Here is a 16,928-nt window from a genome sequence, read left to right as displayed (position 1 = left end):
CCTGACCCGTCCGAGCGAAGCGGGGACCGCCCCGTTCACCCGCCCTTGGGCCTCAGCGCTGCGCCGCTCCGCGCCAACCCGTCACCGGCAGTGCGAACTTGGCGACCAGCCGGTCGGTGAAGGGGGCCCGGTGCAGCCGGGCCAGCCGGACCGGGATCGCGCCCCTGCGGACCTCCACCCGGGCCCCGGCCGGCAGCTCCACGGTGCGCCGCCCGTCGCACCACAGCACCCCGTTGGGCGTCTTCGCCTGCACCTCGACGGCCAGCACCGAGTGCGGCGAGGTCACCAGCGGCTTGGCGAACAGCGCATGGGCGCTGATCGGCACCATCAGCAGCGCCTCGACCTCCGGCCACACCACCGGGCCGCCGGCCGAGAAGGCGTAGGCGGTCGATCCGGTGGGCGTCGCGCAGACCACCCCGTCGCAGCCGAAGGTGGACACCGGGCGCCCGTCCACCTCGGTCACCACCTCGATCATGCGTTCGCGGGATGCCTTCTCGACGGAGGCCTCGTTGAGCGCCCAGTCGGTGTGCACCACCCGGCCGTCCGTTCGAACGACCACGTCCAGGGTCATCCGCTCCTCGACCTCGTAGTCGCTGTCCACCACCCGCTCGACCACCTTCTGCAGGTCGTCGCGCTCCACCTCGGCCAGGAAGCCCACCCGCCCGAGGTTCACCCCGAGCATCGGCACCCCAGACTCCCGGGACAGTTCGGCGCCGCGCAGCAGCGTGCCGTCGCCGCCGAGCACCAGCACCAGCTCGCAGCCCCTGGCCGCACCCGGACCGACCGCCACCGTCTCCACCTGCGCCGGGTAGCCCATGTCGGGCGCCTCCTCGGCCAGTACCCGCAGCTTGATGCCGGCCTTGGAAAGCCCCTCCACCAGGCACTCGACGCTCTGCAGGGCCTCCTCGCGGCCGGTGTGCGCGAGCAGGAAGACGGTACGGTCGCTCATCTGAACCTCCGGCGCCGGACGGGACGTCCTCGGCCCGGTCGGCGCTCCCCCTCTGATGCGGGCAAGTCGCGGTCAAGTGCAGTGCTCCGACCTTACCTTCTGCGCTCCGGCGCACCCGGAAGCCCAGCCCCAGGAGCCCCTCCGGTGGACTGCCGTTCACTCCGGCGAATCCCGCTGTAACCCGTGTGTTAATTCCCGGAGTAGAAACGTCGCACCCGAGCTCCCGATCAATTCCGCTGCCCTACGCTTCCCATGGGAACCGAGGGGGATCCCGTTTTCCAGGCCCGGGGGGGCTCGTATGGTCGAGTTGCGCCGCCATTCCCGTTTTTCCCGTTCACCCGAACGCATACTGACCGGGCTGCTCTCGGTTCTCGTGCTGGTGCTCGCACTCGGTCTGGCGAATGCCAGGCCGGCGCACGCCTCGGCCAATCTGGTGGTGAATCCCGGATTCGAGCAGCTGGGCTCCGGAAACTGGCCGGTCTGCTGGGAGCAGTCCGGTTGGGGCAGCAACACCGCGGCCTTCTCGGTCAGCAGCCAGTCCAACACCGGCAGCCACGCCATGCAGATCACCATGACCGCCGCCGGCACCGGCGACCGCAAGGCGATGATGACCGAGAACAGCTCCTGCGCCCCGGCGGTCACCCCCGGACACCAGTACCTGCTCGGCCTGGACTACATGACCAGCACACCGGACTCGGTGGTCACCATGTTCCGGCACGACACCCAGAACGGCTGGCAGTACTGGACCGACCTGAAGACCCTGCCGGTGTCCGCGACCTACGCGCAGACCAGCGTGGAGACCCCGGCGATCCCGGCCAATACCGACATGGTGACCTGGGGCGTGTCCATCTACGGCGTCGGCACCCTGGTCACCGACGACTACACCATGTACGACGCGACCGCCGCCGTGACCGGTACCGGCTGCAGCGCCGGCACCGCCTGCACCGCCGGGGTCTGGCAGACGCTGCCGTTCAACTCGCCGGTCCGCTCCATCCACGTGGTGCTGCTGAAGAACGGCAAGATCCTGATGGTGGCCGGCTCCGGCAACGACCCCAACGCCTTCGCGGCCGGCACCTTCACCTCCGCCGTCTACGACCCGGTGGCCGAGACCTTCCAGGTCATCCCCACCCCCTCGGACATGTTCTGCTCCGGCCACGTCCAGCTCGCCAACGGCGACGTGCTGATCCTGGGCGGCAACGCCGCCTACCCCGCCGCCGACGGCAGCCACGGCTACGAGGGCCTCAACTCCTCGTACCTGTTCGACCCGGACACCAACACCTACGTCAAGGTCAACAACCTCAACGACGGCCACTGGTACCCCTCGGCCACCGAACTGGGCAACGGCGACGTGCTCGCCTTCGGCGGGCTCAAGGCCGACTCCACCGGCTCGGTGACCGCCGAGTACTTCTCCGCCGCGAGCAACTCCTGGCTGCCGCTGAACCAGGTCAACCAGACCTGGTCGTACTGGGGCCTGTACCCGGCGATGATCCTCCGTCAGGACGGCACGCTCTTCTACACCGGCAGCCACGTCTTCGGGAACAACATCTCCGGCACCGGCTCCGACCTGTACAACTACACGACCAACACGATCACCTCGGTCAGCGGGCTGCAGGACAAGGACAACCGGGACCAGTCGATGTCGGTGCTGCTGCCGCCGGCGCAGAACCAGGAGGTGCTGACCGTCGGCGGCGGCAACGTCAGCACCAACGTCGACGCCAACCGGGACACCGACCTGATCAACCTCTCCGCAGCCACCCCGACCTACACCGCCGGGCCGCAACTGCCGCAGGGGACCGTCACCGGCGGCGCGACCGAGACCGGCACCCAGGGCAAGATGTACGTCTCGCTGGTGGTGCTGCCCAACGGCAAGGTGCTGGAGACCGGCGGCGGCCTGCACGACCGCGAGGACCCGGTCTACGAGGCGTCGATGTACGACCCGATCGCCAACACCTTCACCCCGGTCGCCGCCGACCAGGTGCCGCGCACCTACCACTCCTCGGCCTTCCTGCTGCCCGACGGCCGGGTCATGGCGATCGGCAACAACCCCGGCGACGGCAGCTTCGACATGCGGGTCTCGGTCTACTCGCCGCCCTACCTGTTCGACGGGGCCCGGCCGCAGATCACCTCCGTCGGCTCGACCGAGTGGCACTACGGCTCCACCCAGACCGTCACCGTCGACCGGACCGTCGGCACCGCCGAACTGATCCGGCCCGCCGCGGTCACCCACTCCTCCGACCCCAACCAGCGCTACGTCGCCCTGCCGGTCACCGCCAACGGCAACACCCTGAGCCTCAACGTCACCAGCAACCCCAACCTCGCCCCGCCCGGCTGGTACATGCTCTTCGTCACCGACGCCAACGGGGTTCCCTCCGTAGCCACCTGGGTGCATCTGACATGACGACCCGAAACGTGCGCACCCGCGCCCTGCTCGCCGGCGGCGCCCTGGCCGCCGCGACCACGATCCTGCTGGGACTCCAGGCCGCCGACGGCGCCTCCGCCGACGGGCACCGGGTCCGGCACCTGGCCGTCCCGCTGACATCCGGGCCGCCGGCCGTCCACGTCCCGCAACCGGGCGGCAGCGGCGGCCGGGTGATCCCCAACCGGAGCGGCCCGTCCAGGGTCCCGGTCCCGGCCAACGTCGACGGCTGCGACCACGACTACGGCACCACCAACCAGTGCGTGCCCTGGAGCATCCAGGGCGCCACCACCGCCGCCCGCTGCGACTGGCTGACGGCACACGGCTTCGGCCCGCTGAAGGTCTACGGCAAGGACCGTCAGCACCTCGACAGCAACAAGGACGGGACGGCCTGTGGCAGCGGCGACCGCACACCTGCGTGAGGGCCTGGCCCTCGCCGCCGGCTGCGCCCTGCTCACCGCCTGCGCGGCCACGGCTGCGCCGACGGTGCGTCAGCAGGCGGCAGCGGGCGGCCCGATCGCCGTGGCCACCGCACCGGCCGCGCCCAGCGGCGCCTGGCCCTACTACGGCACCCGGATCGAACCGACCGTGGCGCTGCCGTCCTTCCAGCTCACCGACACCGGCGGCAAGCCCTACCGGCCCAGCACCCGCGCGGCCGGACGGATCGTCACCCTCTTCTTCGGCTACACCGCCTGCCCCGACGAGTGCCCCACCACCATGGCCGACATCGCCGCCGCCCTGCGGCGGCTCCCGGCGGCGGTCCGGGCCCGGGTCACCACGCTCTTCGTGACTCTGGACCCGGCCCACGACACCCCTGCGGTGCTGCGCAGCTGGCTGGACGACTTCGACACCGGCTTCGTCGGCCTCAGCGGACCGGTCGCCGTGGTGGACCGGGACGCCCTCTCGCTGGGCGTCCCCGCCCAGCCGCCGAGCAAGGACGCGGCCGGGACCCGCACCGTCGAGCACGGCACCCAGACGCTGGTCTTCGGCCCGGACGGCACCGCCCGCTTCGTCTGGAGCCCGACGACCACCGTCGCCGACATCGTCCATGACCTGAATGTGCTGGCCGGATGACTTGAATCCATTAGTGGATATTTCGGCCCGGTAGCCGGTCCGTAAAAGCCCTGCTTTCCGCCGCCGTTGCTGCTCCGACTGCGCTCTACTGGTAGTACCGGGAAATCCGGAATTCGAAACACCGCACTGACGCATTACCACTCCGGGGGGAAGTGAATGGTCAGTTCCATCTTTATGCTGCTGGTGTCCGCCACGCTTTTCTGCATGTCCGCGCTGACACTCTGGTGGATGCTGCACGCCTGGCGCACACCCGAAATACTCGAAGGCACCCGCTTCGTCCCCAGCGACGGCGCGCACAGCCTCTCCTTCTCGCTGCTCGTCCCGGCCCGGCACGAGCAGGAAGTGCTCCGGCACACCATCGAACGGCTGCTGGAGACCGACTACCCCGACTACGAGATCCTGGTGATCGTCGGCCACGACGACCCGGAGACCGCCGAGGTGGCCGCCCGCCTCGCCGAGGAGCACCCCGAGCAGGTCCGGGTGGTCACCGACACCCACGCCGTCAAGAACAAGCCCAAGGCCCTCAACTCGGCGCTGCCGCACTGCCGCGGCCGCGTCGTCGGGGTCTTCGACGCCGAGGACCACGTCCACCCCGACCTGCTCTCCCACGTCGACCACGCCTTCCGCGGCGACGCCGACGTGGTGCAGGGCGGGGTCCAGCTGATCAACTTCCACTCCAGCTGGTACAGCCTGCGCAACTGCCTGGAGTACTTCTTCTGGTTCCGCAGCCGGCTGCACCTGCACGCCAGCCGCGGCTTCATCCCGCTCGGCGGCAACACCGTGTTCGTCCGCACCGAGGTGCTGCGCCAGGCCGGCGGCTGGGACGAGCAGTGCCTGGCCGAGGACTGCGACCTGGGCGTGCGGCTCTCCTCGCAGGGCGCCAAGGTGGTGGTCGCCTACGACTCGGCGATGGTCACCCGCGAGGAGACCCCGGACACCCTCTACGGGCTGCTGCGCCAGCGCACCCGCTGGAACCAGGGGTTCCTCCAGGTCTACCGCAAGAAGGACTGGAAGCAGCTGCCCACCGTGCGCCAGCGGCTGCTGGCCCGATGGACCCTCAGCACCCCCTTCCTGCAGGCCTTCTCGGGCGTGGTCATCCCCCTGGACGTGGCACTCGCCCTCTTCGGGCACCTGCGGGTCTCGGTGGCACTGGCCTCCTTCCTGCCGGTGGTGCCGACCCTGGCGACCTTCGCCTTCGAGGCGGTGGCCCTGCACGACTTCGGCCTGCAGTACGGGCTGCGGGTGCGGCCCTGGCACTACGTCAAGTTGATCGTCGGAGGCCCCTTCTACCAGGTCGTGCTGGCCGCCGCGGCACTGCGCGCGGTCTGGCGCGAGGGCCGCGGGCAGCGCGGCTGGGAGCTCACCCGGCACGTCGGCGCACACCTCACCGAGGGCGCGTAGCAGCACCCCAGAGAAGAGAGGAAGGTTCCATGACCACCGTTCTGGACACCCTCGCCGGCGCAGCCACCACCGAGGCCCCGGCCCCCGCGGCACCCTCCCGGCGGCGCCGGGACCTGTGGACCGCGCTCGCGGTCACCCTGCCGGTCCTGATCGTCCAGGCCTGGAACATCACCGGCTACCCCACCGTCAGCGACGACGAGGGCACCTACCTGGCCCAGGCCTGGTCGGTCCAGCACTGGCACGGCCTGGCCCCCTACACCTACTGGTACGACCATCCACCGCTCGGCTGGATCCAGATCGCCATGCTGTCCTGGCTCCCGGCCCTCTTCAGCTCCCCGGCGCACCTGTTCACCGCGGAGATGCGGGTGGTGATGATCCCGGTCACCGCCGCCTGCTGCCTGCTGCTGTTCGTGCTGGCCCGGCGGCTCGGGCTGGCCCGCTGGGCGGCCGGGCTCGGGGTGCTGCTGTTCGGCCTGTCGCCGCTGTCGGTGGGCCTGCAGCGGGAGCTGTTCCTGGACAACTTCGCGGTGCTCTGGATGCTGGCCGCGCTGGTCCTGGCCGCCTCACCGCGCCGGCACCTGTGGCACCACATCAGCTCGGGCCTGGCCGCCGGCGCCGCGGTGCTCTCCAAGGAGACCATGCTGGTGGCGCTGCCGGCGCTGGTGCTGCTGCTCTGGCAGCGCAGCGACCGCACCACCCGGAAGTTCTCGCTGGTCGGCTTCGGCTCCGCGTTCGCCCTCACCGTCGCCCAGTACCCGCTGTACGCACTGCTCAAGAACGAGCTGCTGCCGGGCACCGGCCATGTCTCGCTGTGGGGCGGCATCGCCTTCCAGCTCGGCCGGGCCGGATCCGGGTCACTGCTGACCTCGGGGACCGGCTCCAACCAGACCCTCAACTCCTGGCTCTACTACGACCACGTGCTGATCGTGGCCGGGCTGGCGGCTGCCGTCGCGATGGTCGCCTCCCGCCAACTGCGCGCCGTGGCCTGCGCCGTACTGCTGTTCACGGCCGTGGCGGTGCGCCCCGACGCGGGCTACCTGCCGGCCATGTACATCATCCAGGTGCTGCCGTTCCTGGCCCTGTGCATCGCCGCCACCGCCCAGGTCCTGGTCCGCACCGGACTGCACGCCTTCCCCCGGGTCGGCCTGCGCCCGGTGCGCTGGGCGGCGGTCGGCGCGGTCGCCGTCCTCGCCGCCGGATACGTCGTCCCGCACTGGTACGAGGGCGACCGCACCGCCGTCACCGCCGACGCCAACGCCCAGTACGACCGCGCCGTCCAGTGGATCCGCGCGGACATCCCCGACCCGGCCCGCACCCGGATCGTGGTGGACGACGCGATGTGGCTGGACCTGGTCCACGACGGCTTCAAGCCCGGCACCGGCGTCATCTGGTTCTACAAGGTCGACCTCGACCCCGCTGTCGCCCACGGCTTCCCCAAGGGCTGGCGCAGCCTGGACTACATCGTCTCCACCCCCACCCTCCGGCAGGACCCCAACAGCCTGCCCACCGTGGAGCAAGCGCTCACGCACTCCACCGTCATCGCCTCCTTCGGCAGCGGGACGAACCTGATCCAGATCCGAAAGATCGACAAGTCTTCCTGATCGGCCCAGCCTCCTGACAGAACGCCAGAAGGGTCCATCCCATGACCTCCGAGACCTCGCACACCCCCGGCGCCGCCGGCACCCCCGCCTTCACCGTGCTCATCCCGACCTACAACGAACGCGAGAACGTCCCCGAGCTGCTGCGCCGCCTGGTCGCCGCGCTGCTCCCGGCCGACCGGCCGCAGGACGCCCCGGTACCGCGGTTGCTGTTCGTCGACGACGGCAGCGACGACACCGCGCAGTTGCTCACCGCGGCCGCCGACGACTGCCCGCTGCCCATCACCGTGCTGCACCGCGACGTCCCCGAGGGCGGGCTGGGCGGCGCCATCGTGGCCGGCCTGCGCCAGGTCTGCGACGGCGGCGGCGACTGGGCCGTGGTGATGGACGCCGACCTGCAGCACCCGCCGAACCTGGTCCCGGAGCTGGTCGCCACCGGCCGCCGGGAACGCGCCGACCTGGTGGTGGCCAGCCGCTACCTGGAAGGCGGCAGCAGGCAGGGCCTGGCCGACCGCTACCGGCTGGTGGTGTCCGGCGCCTCGACCCTGCTGGCCAAGGGGGTCTTCCCGCTGGAACTGCAGGGCATCAGCGACCCGATGAGCGGCTTCTTCGCGCTGCGCACCGCAGCCGTGGACCCCGCCGAACTGCGGCCGCTGGGCTACAAGATCCTGCTGGAGCTCGCGGTCAGGTCCCGGCCGCGCCGGGTCGCCGAGGTGCCGTACCACTTCGGCGAACGCTTCGCCGGGGAGTCCAAGTCCTCGCTGCGCGAGGGCCTGCGCTTCCTGCGGCACCTCACCGGGCTGCGGTTCTCCACCCCGGGCGGCCGGGCCCTCGCCTTCGGCCTGATCGGCCTCAGCGGAGTGCTGCCCAACCTGGGTCTGCTGCACCTGCTGACCCAGGCTCACATGCACTACCTGCCGGCCGAAGTACTGGCCAACCAGGCGGCGCTGGCCTGGAACTTCGCCCTGCTGGAGGCCACCGTCTTCCGCAGCCGGCGGCACCGGCACTGGGCCAGCCGCACGGCCAGGTTCTGGGCGCTCGGCAACGCCGACCTGCTGCTGCGCATCCCGCTGCTGGCGCTGCTGGTCAGCGGCCTGGGCATGGGCGTGCTCTGGGCGACCGCGCTGACCCTGGTGGCCTCGTTCGCGGTGCGCTTCCTGATCGCCGAGCGGTCCATCTACGTCCCGCACCGCGAGGCCCCGCGCACCCCGGCGGCCGCCTCCGCACCGCTGCCCGTGCCCGACCTGGCCACCGCCGAGTGACCGGTCGGCCACTCACCGGCTGACGGGCTACTGGGGGCCCTGCTCCACGGCCCGGCGGGCATCCGCCGGGTCCAGGGGCGGGGCGTCCCGGCGGAACCACAGGAAGTACTCGACATTGCCGGAGGGCCCGGGCAGCGGGCTCGCGGTCACCCCGCGCACGCCGAGCCCCACCTCGGCGCCCTGCCCGGCCACCTTCTCGATCATCTCCTGGCGCAGCTGCGGACTGCGGACCACCCCGCCGCTGCCCAGCCGCTCCTTGCCCACTTCGAACTGCGGCTTCACCATCAGCACCAGATCGCCCTCCGGCGCGGTGCAGCGCGCCAGCGCGGGCAGCACCAGCCCTAGCGGGATGAACGACAGATCGCTCACCACCAGGTCCACCGGCACCCCGTCGAGCTGATCCAGGGTCAGCTCCCGGACGTTGGTCCGGTCCATCACGGTCACCCGGTCGTCGCTCTGCAGCGACCAGGCCAGCTGGCCGTAGCCGACGTCCACCGCCAGCACCCGGTCCACCCCGGCGCGCAGCAGCACATCGGTGAACCCGCCGGTGGACGCGCCGGCGTCCAGGCAGCGGCGGCCCTCGACGACCAACCCCTCGGGCCGGAACACCTCCAGCGCGCCGGCCAGCTTGTGGCCGCCCCGGGAGACGTAGTCGGGGTCGTTGTCGTCCTTCGCCACCACCACCGCCGCAGCGGTCTCCACCTGGGTGGCCGGCTTGGTCGCCGTCGTCCCGCCCACGGAGACCCGCCCCGCGGCGATCAGCTCGCTGGCGTGCTCCCGCGACCGGGCCAGCTTGCGGCGGACCAGCTCTGCGTCCAGACGGCGTCGTGCGACTGCCACGTGCGGTTCAGCTCCTGCGGTTCGAATCGGTGCCGAGCGGGTGCGGCTCGGCGTCCAGCGCGTTCAGGGTGTCACGAAGCGTCCGGTGCACGCTCTCGTAGACCCCGGCATGCGCCTCCGTCGGCACCCCGTCCAACTCCGCGAGCCGCGCCAGCGCGGAGTCGACTGCGTCGTGCCCGGTCTCCAGCACCGGCTCCCGGGACTCACTCATCGCCCGCCTGCGCCTTCGGCGCCACCCGCTTCGCGGACGAGCCCACCGCGCCGGCGGTGGCCTTCTTCGCCGCAGTGGTCCGCTTCGCCGGGGTCTTCTTGGCGACGGCCTTCTTCGCCACAGCCTTCTTTGCCGGGGTCTGCTCAGTCGCGGCCGGCTCAGTCGCCGACTTCCGCACCGCCGGGGCCTTCTTCGCCGGAGCCCGCTTCACCGCGCTCCCCTTCGCGGCACCACTCGTCGCCGACACGCCCTCAGCCACGGTCTTCTTCGCCGCCACCCGCTTCGCCGCAGACCGCTTCGCGGGTACGTCCTCCGCCGCGGGCTCCTTCGCCGGGGTCTTCTCCACCACGGTGGGCTGGGCCGTGGCCTTCTTCGCTGCGACCTTCTTCGCGGGCGCCTTCGCCACCGGTGCCGGCTCCGTCACCGCCGTGCCGGCAGCCGCCTCGGCCGGCTTCCCAGCGGGGGCCTTCCGCGCCGCGGGGGTCCTGGCCGGCGCCGCCGCTGCCTCGGCGGCGACCGCCGCCTTCCGCGCGGCCGTCTTCTTCATCCCCGGCACGGCCGCGCGCCTGCGCGCCGCAGCCGCCGCGGCGTCGTCGTCCGCCGGGAGGTCCTCGTCGACGATCACCCGCACCGGTCGCACCGAGCCCGACTTCCGCCGGGGTGCCGGGAATGCCTGCTCGGCGCGCGGCCGCGCGACCCGCGGCTCCTCCTCCGGCTCCTCGGGCTCCGCCGCGGGCGCGTCCTCCCCGCCCTGCAGGTGCCGGACCTGCTGTTCCAGGAACTCCAGGACCACACCCACCTGGACCACCCCGTCACCGAGGCGGCTCCACACCTTGTCGGCCTCCGAGCGCACCACGCCGACCACCAGCTGCACCGGCTCGGGCGCCCGTTCCAGCAACTGCTCCGGACGCACCCCGCTCAGCTCCACCAGTTCCCGGGCGGCCCCCTCGGCCCTGCGCCGGACCTCCTCGGCCACGCCGACGACCCCGGTGGCAGCCCCCGCCGCAGCCTTCAGGCAATCACGCACCACGTCGCGCATCCGGCACTCCTCCTCCACACCCACGCACTCGACAGGCCCTGCACCGACGCTACCGCCTGGCCGTCCCCCGTCGCGCACTCAGCGCGCCCCGGGCTGCGGTAGCGTCGGACGCACCCAGCACCCATCCCGCACCTCAGGAGCACAGCGCACCATGGCCACCCCCGCCGAGTGCCGCGCGGCACTGGACCAGCTCAGCCGCAACCTCGGCAAGGCCGAAGGCGACGTCCGCACCGCCGCGTCCCTGGACCGCTCGCTGACCTGCTGGATCACCGACCTGGACCTCACCTTCTCGGGGCGGCTGCGGGACGGCAGCATCACCGAGGTGACCGAGGCCCCCGGCCGTCCGGCCGAGCGGGCCCAGATCCGGCTGTCGATGTCCGGCGACGACCTGGTCGCCCTGGTCGACGGCAAGCTGAACTTCGCCTCGGCCTGGGCCACCGGCCGGGTCAAGCTGGAGGCGGGCATCCGCGACCTGCTCCAGCTCCGCAAGCTGCTCTAGGCGTCCCCGACCGGCCTCAGAGACCCAGCGAGGCCAGCGCCTCGCGCCACTTCGGGGTCGACCCGCCGGGTGCGTCCGCCGCCGCCCAGGCCGCCGCGCACAGCGCCCGCAGCCCGTCGTAGCGGTCCTCCCCGCGCTCGGCGAGGACCAGGGCACCGTCCCGCAGCTCCACCGTCCAGCCGCCGCAGCGGTACGAACCGCCGTCCCCGGCGCTGAGCTCGGGCTGCACCCGCAGCAGCCCGCGCAGGTCCGCCGCCAGATAGGTCGGACGGTACTTCGCCGGGGCCTCCGGCAGCTCCTCGGGCCTGCTGACGCCGGTGAACACCAGCAGGCTGTCGACACCGCCGTTGTAGGCGCCCTCGATGTCGGTGTCGAGCCGGTCCCCCACCACCAGCGGCCGCTTCGCCCCGGTGCGGATCACCGTCTCCCGGTGCATCGGCGGCAGCGGCTTGCCGGCCACCTCCGGCTCCACCCCGGTCGCCGTCCGCACGGCCGCGACCAGCGTGCCGTTGCCCGGCGCGGTGCCGCGCGCGGTCGGGATGGTCAGGTCGGTGTTGGAGGCCACCCACGGCAGGCCGCTGGCGACCGCGTAGGAGGCCTCGGCCAGCTGCTGCCAGCCCACCGTCGCGTCATAGCCCTGCACCACCGCGGCCGGGCCGTCGTCCAGCGAGCGCACCGGGCGCAGCCCGTGCTCCCGCACCGCCTCCAGCAACCCCTCGCCGCCGACGACCAGCACCGCCGCGCCGGCCGGCACCTTCCCGGCAACGACCCGGGCCGCCGCCTGCGCCGAGGTGATCACGTCCTCCGGCTCGGCGGCGACGCCCAGCTCGGTCAGGTGCTCGGCGACGGCCTTGGGCGTGCGCGAGGCGTTGTTGGTCACATAGGCCAGCCGCATCCCGGCCGCACGGGCCTCCGCGAGCGACTCCACCGCGTGGTCGATCGCCCGGGGCCCGGCGTAGACGACTCCGTCCAGGTCCAGCAGGGCCGTGTCATAGGCCCGGTACAGCGGCTGGTCTGCGTGCTCAGACATGGATCGGTGTCTTCCTACTCGTCCTGATGATGCTCTTGGTCCTGCTGGTCCTGCCCGTGCTCTGCCCCGACCGTACCGAACCCGCCGGCCCGCGCCTTCAGCGTCGCCCGTGTCTGGCGCAGCGCGGCCCGGTAGTGGGCGGCCTCCGGGCGCATCGCCACCGCGAGCGCCAGGTGCACCGCCGACTCCTCGAAGTCCCCGGTCCGGGCCGCCGCCAGCCCCCAGCCGAACTGGGCGTAGTCGTCGGACGGATCCGCCAGCGCCACCTCCCGGAAGCTCTCCAGCGCCGCGGCGTACGAACCGGCGTCGAACTGGGCCCTGGCCAGCGACTCCCGGATCGCCGCCGAGCCGGGCTCCGCCGCGGCGGCCCGGCTCAGCAACTGCTGCGCGGCCCCCGGATGGCCCCCGGCCAGCAGGGCGCTGCCGCGCCGGAACCACTCGTAGACATCACCGCTCGGTGCACCTTCGTCACTGCGTGCACGTTCCCTCATCGCGCCCTCCGATGATCAGGCAACCAGGCATACCCGATTAACATGCCCAGAGTGAGAGCAGTCAGTGCAGACGACTCAGGAGATTTCCGCCCCGGCGACGATGCCCGCGGTTGGGGTGATGCCGGACGGGTGGCCGCGGCCGGGCTGTCGCTGGCCCCGTTCCGGGGGCTGCGCTACGACCCGGAGAAGGTCAGCTCCCTGGCCGCCGTCACCTCCCCGCCCTACGACGTGGTGGACCCGGACGGACGCCTCCGCCTGGAGACCGGCGACCCGCACAACATCGTCCGGCTGATCCTGCCCCGCCCGCAGCCGACCGCCGAGAGCGGCTACCGCCAGGCCGCCCGCCTGCTCACCGAGTGGCAGCGCACGGGCGTGCTCGTCCCCGACCGCGCGCCCGCCCTCTACGTCTACGAGCAGCACACTCCGCCCGAGGACGGCGACCCGGGCAGCGGCACCCTGCAGCGCGGCCTGATCGGCGCGCTGGCCCTCAGCGAGCCGGGCGCCGGAGTGGTGCTCCCGCACGAGGACGTGATGCCGCAGCCGGTCGCCGACCGGGTCGGCCTGATGCGCACCACCAAGGCCAACCTGGAGCCGCTGCTGCTCACCTACCGCGGCGACGGCAGCGCCGCCGACGTGGTCGAACGCGCCGCGTCCGGCCCCCCGCTGCTGACCACCACGACCCTCGACGGCACCACCCACCGGCTCTGGTCCGTCACCGCCGAGGCCGACCTGGCCGCCGTCAGCACCGACCTGGCCACCTGCCGGGCCCTGATCGCCGACGGCCACCACCGCTGGGCCATGTACCTGCGCCTCCAGGGCGAGTACCGGCACCTCGCCAACAGCCCCTGGGACCGCGGCCTGGTGCTGCTCGTCGACACCGCCCGCTACCCGCTGCGGGTCCGCGCCATCCACCGGGTACTGCGGCAGCTCCCGGTGGACAAGGCCCTCTCCGCCCTCGACGGCGCCTGGTCGGTCGGCCTGGTGGAGGACGGCACCCAGCAGGGCGCGCTCGCCGCCCTGGCCGACGCCAAGGCAGCCGGGCTGAACGCCTTCGTCCTCGCCGGCGACGGCGGCTTCCACCTGGTCACCGGGCCGGACGAGGAGACGCTGCGCGCGGCGGTCCCCGACGACCGCCCCGAGGAGTACCGCCGACTGGACGCCACCGTGCTGCACTCGGTGCTCCTGGACCGGGTCTGGCACGTCCCGGACGCCCCCGAGCACATCGGCTACCTGCACGACACCGCAGCCGCCGTCCGCGAGGCCGAGCGCGGCGGGGGCACCGCGGTGCTGCTCCACCCCGTCGACGAGGGAGTGGTCCGCCGGCTGGCCGAACAGGGCGTCACCATGCCCAGGAAGTCCACCTCCTTCGGCCCCAAGCCGGCCACCGGACTGGTCCTGCGCAGCCTGCTGGTCCGCTGAGCGCCTGAAGGCCCGTCAACTGAGAACGGCTGTGGCCCGGAACCAGAGACCTCCTGGTTCCGGGCCACAGCCGGTGGATCAGTCCCGATCGCTCTCGGGCTCCAGGAAGGGACGCTCGGCGGACGGGCTACTGAAGCCCTCCTCCTCGTCCTCTTCCTCGTCGTCCTCGTAGTAGTCCTCGCCGTCGCCCTGGGCGAACTCGGCGTCGTCCTCCGCGTCGCCGTCGTCGTCCACCTCGACGACGATGCCGGTCTCGTCCTCGTCGTCCTCGTCCTCGTCGTCCTCGTCCTCGTCGTCCACCTCGACGTCGGGGTCGAGGGCGTCGACGAACTCGATGCCGTCCAGCTGCGCCAGGCGCTCGGCCGCGTTGGTGCTGCCGTCCTGGTCGGCCTCAACCGCCTTGGCGAACCAGTCGCGAGCCTCGTCCTCACGCCCGGCGCCGATCAGCGCGTCGGCGTAGGCGTAGCGCAGCCGGGCCGTCCAGGGCTGCACCGAGTGCGAGCCGAGCTCGGGGCACTCCAGCGTCACCACGGCGGCGTCGAACTGCTCCATGTCGCTGCGGGCACCCGCGGCGACCAGGCGCATCTCGATCTGCCCGGCCTTGTCCAGCTGCTTCACCTCGGGCGCGCCGGCCATCTCCAGCGCCCGCTCCGGCCGACCGAGACCGCGCTCGCAGTCGGCCATGACCGGCCACAGCTCCGCCGACCCGGTCATCCGCCGAGACGCACGGAACTCCGTCAGCGCCTCCGAGTAGCGCTCAGTGACGTAGGACGCGAAGCCGGCCGCCTCGCGCACCGCCGCGACCCGAGACGCCAGCCGCAGGGCGACGCGCGAGTACGCGTACGCCTCCTCCGGCTCGCTGTCGAGCAGCCGCGCGACCATGACCAGGTTCTTGGCCACGTCCTCGGCGAGCGTCTTCGGCAGGCTCATCAGCTCCTGGCGGACATCGCCGTCGATCTCCTGCCCGGTGACGTCCTCGTCGATCGGCAGCCGCCGAACCGGCTCACTGCGCCGATCGTCCCCATGCCCGCGGTTCTCGAACCGCCCACCACCGGACGACCCACGGTCGTCCCGACGCGGTCCGCGGTCATCGCGGTTGAAGCCACCGCCACGGGGACGGTCGTCCCGGTCACGGCTGTAGCCACCGCCGGAGGGGCGGTCGTCACGACGGGGGCCGCGGTCGTCCCGGTTGAAGCTGCGCGGACGATCGTCCCGGTTGAACCCACCACCGGACGGACGGTCATCCCGACGCGGCCCACGGTCATCCCGATTGAAGCCGCCACCACGGGGACGGTCATCACGGTTGAAGCCACCACTGGAGGGACGGTCATCACGACGGAACCCACCACCGGACGGACGATCGTCACGTCGCGGTCCGCGGTCGTCGCGGTTGAAGCCACCGCCACGGGGACGGTCGTCCCGGTCGCGACTGTAGCCACCGCCGGAGGGGCGGTCGTCACGACGGGGGCCGCGGTCGTCCCGGTTGAAGCTGCGCGGACGATCGTCCCGGTTGAACCCACCACCGGACGGACGGTCATCCCGACGCGGCCCACGGTCGTCACGGTTGAACCCACCGCCACGGGGACGGTCATCACGGTTGAAGCCACCGCCCGAGGGACGGTCATCACGACGGAACCCACCACCGGACGGGCGATCGTCACGTCGCGGGCCACGGTCGTCACGGTTGAAGCCCCCACCACGGGGACGGTCGTCCCGGTTGAAACCACCGCCCGAGGGACGGTCGTCGCGACGCGGGCCGCGGTCGTCACGGTTGAAGCCCCCACCACGGGGACGGTCGTCCCGGTTGAACCCACCGCCCGAGGGTCGGTCGTCACGACGGGGGCCGCGGTCATCGCGGTTGAAGCTGCGCGGACGGTCGTCCCGGTTGAACCCACCACCGGACGGACGGTCATCGCGACGCGGGCCACGGTCGTCACGGTTGAAGCCCCCACCACGGGGACGGTCGTCCCGGTCGCGGTTGAAGCCACCGCCCGAGGGACGGTCGTCGCGGTTGTAACCACCGCCGGAGGGGCGGTCGTCCCGACGGTACCCGCCGCCGAACGACGGTCGGTCGTCGCGGCGCGGGCCGCGATCGTCACGGTTGAAGCCCCCACCACGGGGACGATCGTCACGGTTGAACCCACCGCCCGAGGGACGGTCATCCCGACGGAACCCACCACCGGACGAGGCCGGCCGGTCGTCGCGGCGCGGGCCGCGGTCGTCGCGGTTGTAGCCGCCACCGGACGGACGGTCGTCCCGACGCGGTCCGCGATCATCGCGGCTGTCGCGGTTGTAGCTACCGCCACGGGAGTCACGCCGGCCGGCGCCCGCACCCCCGGTGCCCTGCGATCCGTCACCCGAACGGCGCTCCGGGCGTCCCTGAGGGGGGTTCGACATCGACCTGACTCCTTCTGATCTACCAGCAACATCCCGGTGGCCACCGTCGAGGCACCCCACCGACTCTCATTGTCCCGCACCCGGCAGGTGCCCGCTCACGGGCTACCGGCCAGTTCAATTCGATCCTGCAAAAACACAAAAAGCCGCGGCCCCAGCGAATCGCTGGGGCCGCGGCTCTGAATGATTGTTCGGCGGCGTCCTACTCTCCCACAGGGTCCCCCCTGCAGTACCATCGGCGCTGTGAGGCTTAGCTTCCGGGTTCGGGATGTTACCGGGCGTTTCCCTCACGCTATGACCACCGA

At 72.2% G+C, this 16,928-nt stretch carries 15 protein-coding genes, 1 rRNA gene and 1 pseudogene; 8 read left to right on the top strand and 9 right to left on the bottom strand.

Features of this window, described 5'->3' with window-relative positions:
* Nucleotides 1–52 precede the first annotated feature (52 nt).
* A complete protein-coding gene (locus ABUW04_RS32655; protein ID WP_030265056.1) occupies nt 53–949 on the bottom strand; it encodes an NAD kinase in 897 nt (298 codons plus the stop codon).
* 373 nt (nt 950–1,322) lie between these two features.
* Here ABUW04_RS32655 and ABUW04_RS32650 point away from each other — a divergent pair, with 373 nt between their 5' ends.
* The 6 genes from ABUW04_RS32650 to ABUW04_RS32630 all read left to right on the top strand — a co-directional run bounded on the left by ABUW04_RS32650 (nt 1,323) and on the right by ABUW04_RS32630 (nt 8,700).
* Nucleotides 1,323–3,347: a galactose oxidase-like domain-containing protein gene (locus tag ABUW04_RS32650; RefSeq protein ID WP_449341763.1), complete on the top strand. Its 2,025-nt coding sequence runs from the start codon at nt 1,323–1,325 to the stop codon at nt 3,345–3,347.
* Nucleotides 3,344–3,787 carry a hypothetical protein gene (locus ABUW04_RS39735; protein ID WP_449341762.1) on the top strand — a complete coding sequence of 148 codons (444 nt, stop codon included), beginning with the start codon at nt 3,344–3,346 and terminating at the stop codon, nt 3,785–3,787. The genes ABUW04_RS32650 and ABUW04_RS39735 overlap by 4 nt, the downstream gene beginning before the upstream one ends.
* Nucleotides 3,759–4,439 carry an SCO family protein gene (locus tag ABUW04_RS32645; protein WP_380568080.1) on the top strand — a complete coding sequence of 227 codons (681 nt, stop codon included), beginning with the start codon at nt 3,759–3,761 and terminating at the stop codon, nt 4,437–4,439. Before ABUW04_RS39735 ends, ABUW04_RS32645 begins: the two co-directional genes overlap by 29 nt.
* A 156-nt stretch (nt 4,440–4,595) precedes the next feature.
* Nucleotides 4,596–5,840, top strand: a complete 1,245-nt coding sequence (locus tag ABUW04_RS32640; protein ID WP_030265046.1) for a glycosyltransferase — start codon at nt 4,596–4,598, stop codon at nt 5,838–5,840.
* A 29-nt stretch (nt 5,841–5,869) separates the two neighbouring features.
* Nucleotides 5,870–7,441, top strand: coding sequence for an ArnT family glycosyltransferase (locus tag ABUW04_RS32635; protein WP_380568079.1), 1,572 nt, complete (start codon nt 5,870–5,872; stop codon nt 7,439–7,441).
* A 41-nt stretch (nt 7,442–7,482) separates the two neighbouring features.
* Complete coding sequence (locus ABUW04_RS32630; protein WP_380568078.1) at nt 7,483–8,700, top strand: glycosyltransferase; 1,218 nt, start codon at nt 7,483–7,485, stop codon at nt 8,698–8,700.
* Nucleotides 8,701–8,727: 27 nt separating this feature from the next.
* Here ABUW04_RS32630 and ABUW04_RS32625 read toward each other — a convergent pair whose 3' ends face one another.
* From ABUW04_RS32625 to ABUW04_RS32615, 3 genes are read right to left on the bottom strand one after another with little or no spacing between them, the layout of a single operon-like run.
* A complete protein-coding gene (locus ABUW04_RS32625) occupies nt 8,728–9,540 on the bottom strand; it encodes a TlyA family RNA methyltransferase (protein ID WP_380568077.1) in 813 nt (270 codons plus the stop codon).
* A gap of 7 nt (nt 9,541–9,547) precedes the next feature.
* On the bottom strand, nt 9,548–9,751 hold the full coding sequence (locus ABUW04_RS32620; RefSeq protein WP_037598051.1) for a hypothetical protein: 204 nt from the start codon (nt 9,749–9,751) through the stop codon (nt 9,548–9,550).
* Nucleotides 9,744–10,790: a hypothetical protein gene (locus ABUW04_RS32615; RefSeq protein ID WP_380568076.1), complete on the bottom strand. Its 1,047-nt coding sequence runs from the start codon at nt 10,788–10,790 to the stop codon at nt 9,744–9,746. The genes ABUW04_RS32620 and ABUW04_RS32615 overlap by 8 nt, the downstream gene beginning before the upstream one ends.
* A 151-nt stretch (nt 10,791–10,941) precedes the next feature.
* Between ABUW04_RS32615 and ABUW04_RS32610 the strand changes: the two genes are divergently transcribed.
* On the top strand, nt 10,942–11,289 hold the full coding sequence (locus ABUW04_RS32610) for an SCP2 sterol-binding domain-containing protein (protein ID WP_380568075.1): 348 nt from the start codon (nt 10,942–10,944) through the stop codon (nt 11,287–11,289).
* 16 nt (nt 11,290–11,305) lie between these two features.
* Here the strand turns inward: ABUW04_RS32610 and ABUW04_RS32605 are convergent, their stop codons facing one another.
* Together ABUW04_RS32605 and ABUW04_RS32600 are read right to left on the bottom strand one after the other, a co-directional pair.
* Nucleotides 11,306–12,319: an HAD-IIA family hydrolase gene (locus ABUW04_RS32605; RefSeq protein ID WP_380568074.1), complete on the bottom strand. Its 1,014-nt coding sequence runs from the start codon at nt 12,317–12,319 to the stop codon at nt 11,306–11,308.
* Nucleotides 12,320–12,333: 14 nt separating this feature from the next.
* A complete protein-coding gene (locus ABUW04_RS32600; RefSeq protein ID WP_037598048.1) occupies nt 12,334–12,810 on the bottom strand; it encodes a tetratricopeptide repeat protein in 477 nt (158 codons plus the stop codon).
* Nucleotides 12,811–12,939: 129 nt separating this feature from the next.
* On the opposite strand from ABUW04_RS32600, the gene ABUW04_RS32595 reads away from it, so the two are divergent.
* Nucleotides 12,940–14,229 (top strand): DUF1015 family protein, encoded by a 1,290-nt coding sequence (locus ABUW04_RS32595; RefSeq protein ID WP_380568236.1) that lies wholly within the window; start codon nt 12,940–12,942, stop codon nt 14,227–14,229.
* Nucleotides 14,230–14,307: 78 nt separating this feature from the next.
* Here ABUW04_RS32595 and ABUW04_RS32590 read toward each other — a convergent pair whose 3' ends face one another.
* From ABUW04_RS32590 to rrf, 3 genes and pseudogenes are all read right to left on the bottom strand, one after another.
* Nucleotides 14,308–15,159: a hypothetical protein gene (locus ABUW04_RS32590; protein ID WP_380568235.1), complete on the bottom strand. Its 852-nt coding sequence runs from the start codon at nt 15,157–15,159 to the stop codon at nt 14,308–14,310.
* Between the two features lie 390 nt (nt 15,160–15,549).
* Nucleotides 15,550–16,527 (bottom strand): annotated as a pseudogene (locus tag ABUW04_RS32585) (hypothetical protein); the annotation flags it as partial.
* A gap of 285 nt (nt 16,528–16,812) precedes the next feature.
* Nucleotides 16,813–16,928 (bottom strand): 5S ribosomal RNA (rrf, locus tag ABUW04_RS32580).

The sequence above is a fragment of the Streptacidiphilus jeojiensis genome, from assembly GCF_042510965.1.
GTDB lineage: Bacteria > Actinomycetota > Actinomycetes > Streptomycetales > Streptomycetaceae > Streptacidiphilus > Streptacidiphilus jeojiensis.
The sequence above is the reverse complement of the archived record's forward strand: the minus strand, read 5'-3'. Positions and strand labels throughout refer to the sequence as shown.

Excerpts from the sequence above, each read along its gene's own strand:
- ABUW04_RS32610 (WP_380568075.1), top strand. The coding sequence starts at position 10,942 with ATGGCCACCCCCGCCGAGTGCCGCGCGGCACTGGACCAGCTCAGCCGC.
- ABUW04_RS32615 (WP_380568076.1), bottom strand. The coding sequence starts at position 10,790 with ATGCGCGACGTGGTGCGTGATTGCCTGAAGGCTGCGGCGGGGGCTGCC.
- ABUW04_RS39735 (WP_449341762.1), top strand. The coding sequence starts at position 3,344 with ATGACGACCCGAAACGTGCGCACCCGCGCCCTGCTCGCCGGCGGCGCC.
- ABUW04_RS32600 (WP_037598048.1), bottom strand. The coding sequence starts at position 12,810 with ATGAGGGAACGTGCACGCAGTGACGAAGGTGCACCGAGCGGTGATGTC.
- ABUW04_RS32620 (WP_037598051.1), bottom strand. The coding sequence starts at position 9,751 with ATGAGTGAGTCCCGGGAGCCGGTGCTGGAGACCGGGCACGACGCAGTC.
- ABUW04_RS32590 (WP_380568235.1), bottom strand. The coding sequence starts at position 15,159 with ATGAGCCTGCCGAAGACGCTCGCCGAGGACGTGGCCAAGAACCTGGTC.
- ABUW04_RS32630 (WP_380568078.1), top strand. The coding sequence starts at position 7,483 with ATGACCTCCGAGACCTCGCACACCCCCGGCGCCGCCGGCACCCCCGCC.
- ABUW04_RS32655 (WP_030265056.1), bottom strand. The coding sequence starts at position 949 with ATGAGCGACCGTACCGTCTTCCTGCTCGCGCACACCGGCCGCGAGGAG.
- ABUW04_RS32605 (WP_380568074.1), bottom strand. The coding sequence starts at position 12,319 with ATGTCTGAGCACGCAGACCAGCCGCTGTACCGGGCCTATGACACGGCC.
- ABUW04_RS32635 (WP_380568079.1), top strand. The coding sequence starts at position 5,870 with ATGACCACCGTTCTGGACACCCTCGCCGGCGCAGCCACCACCGAGGCC.
- ABUW04_RS32640 (WP_030265046.1), top strand. The coding sequence starts at position 4,596 with ATGGTCAGTTCCATCTTTATGCTGCTGGTGTCCGCCACGCTTTTCTGC.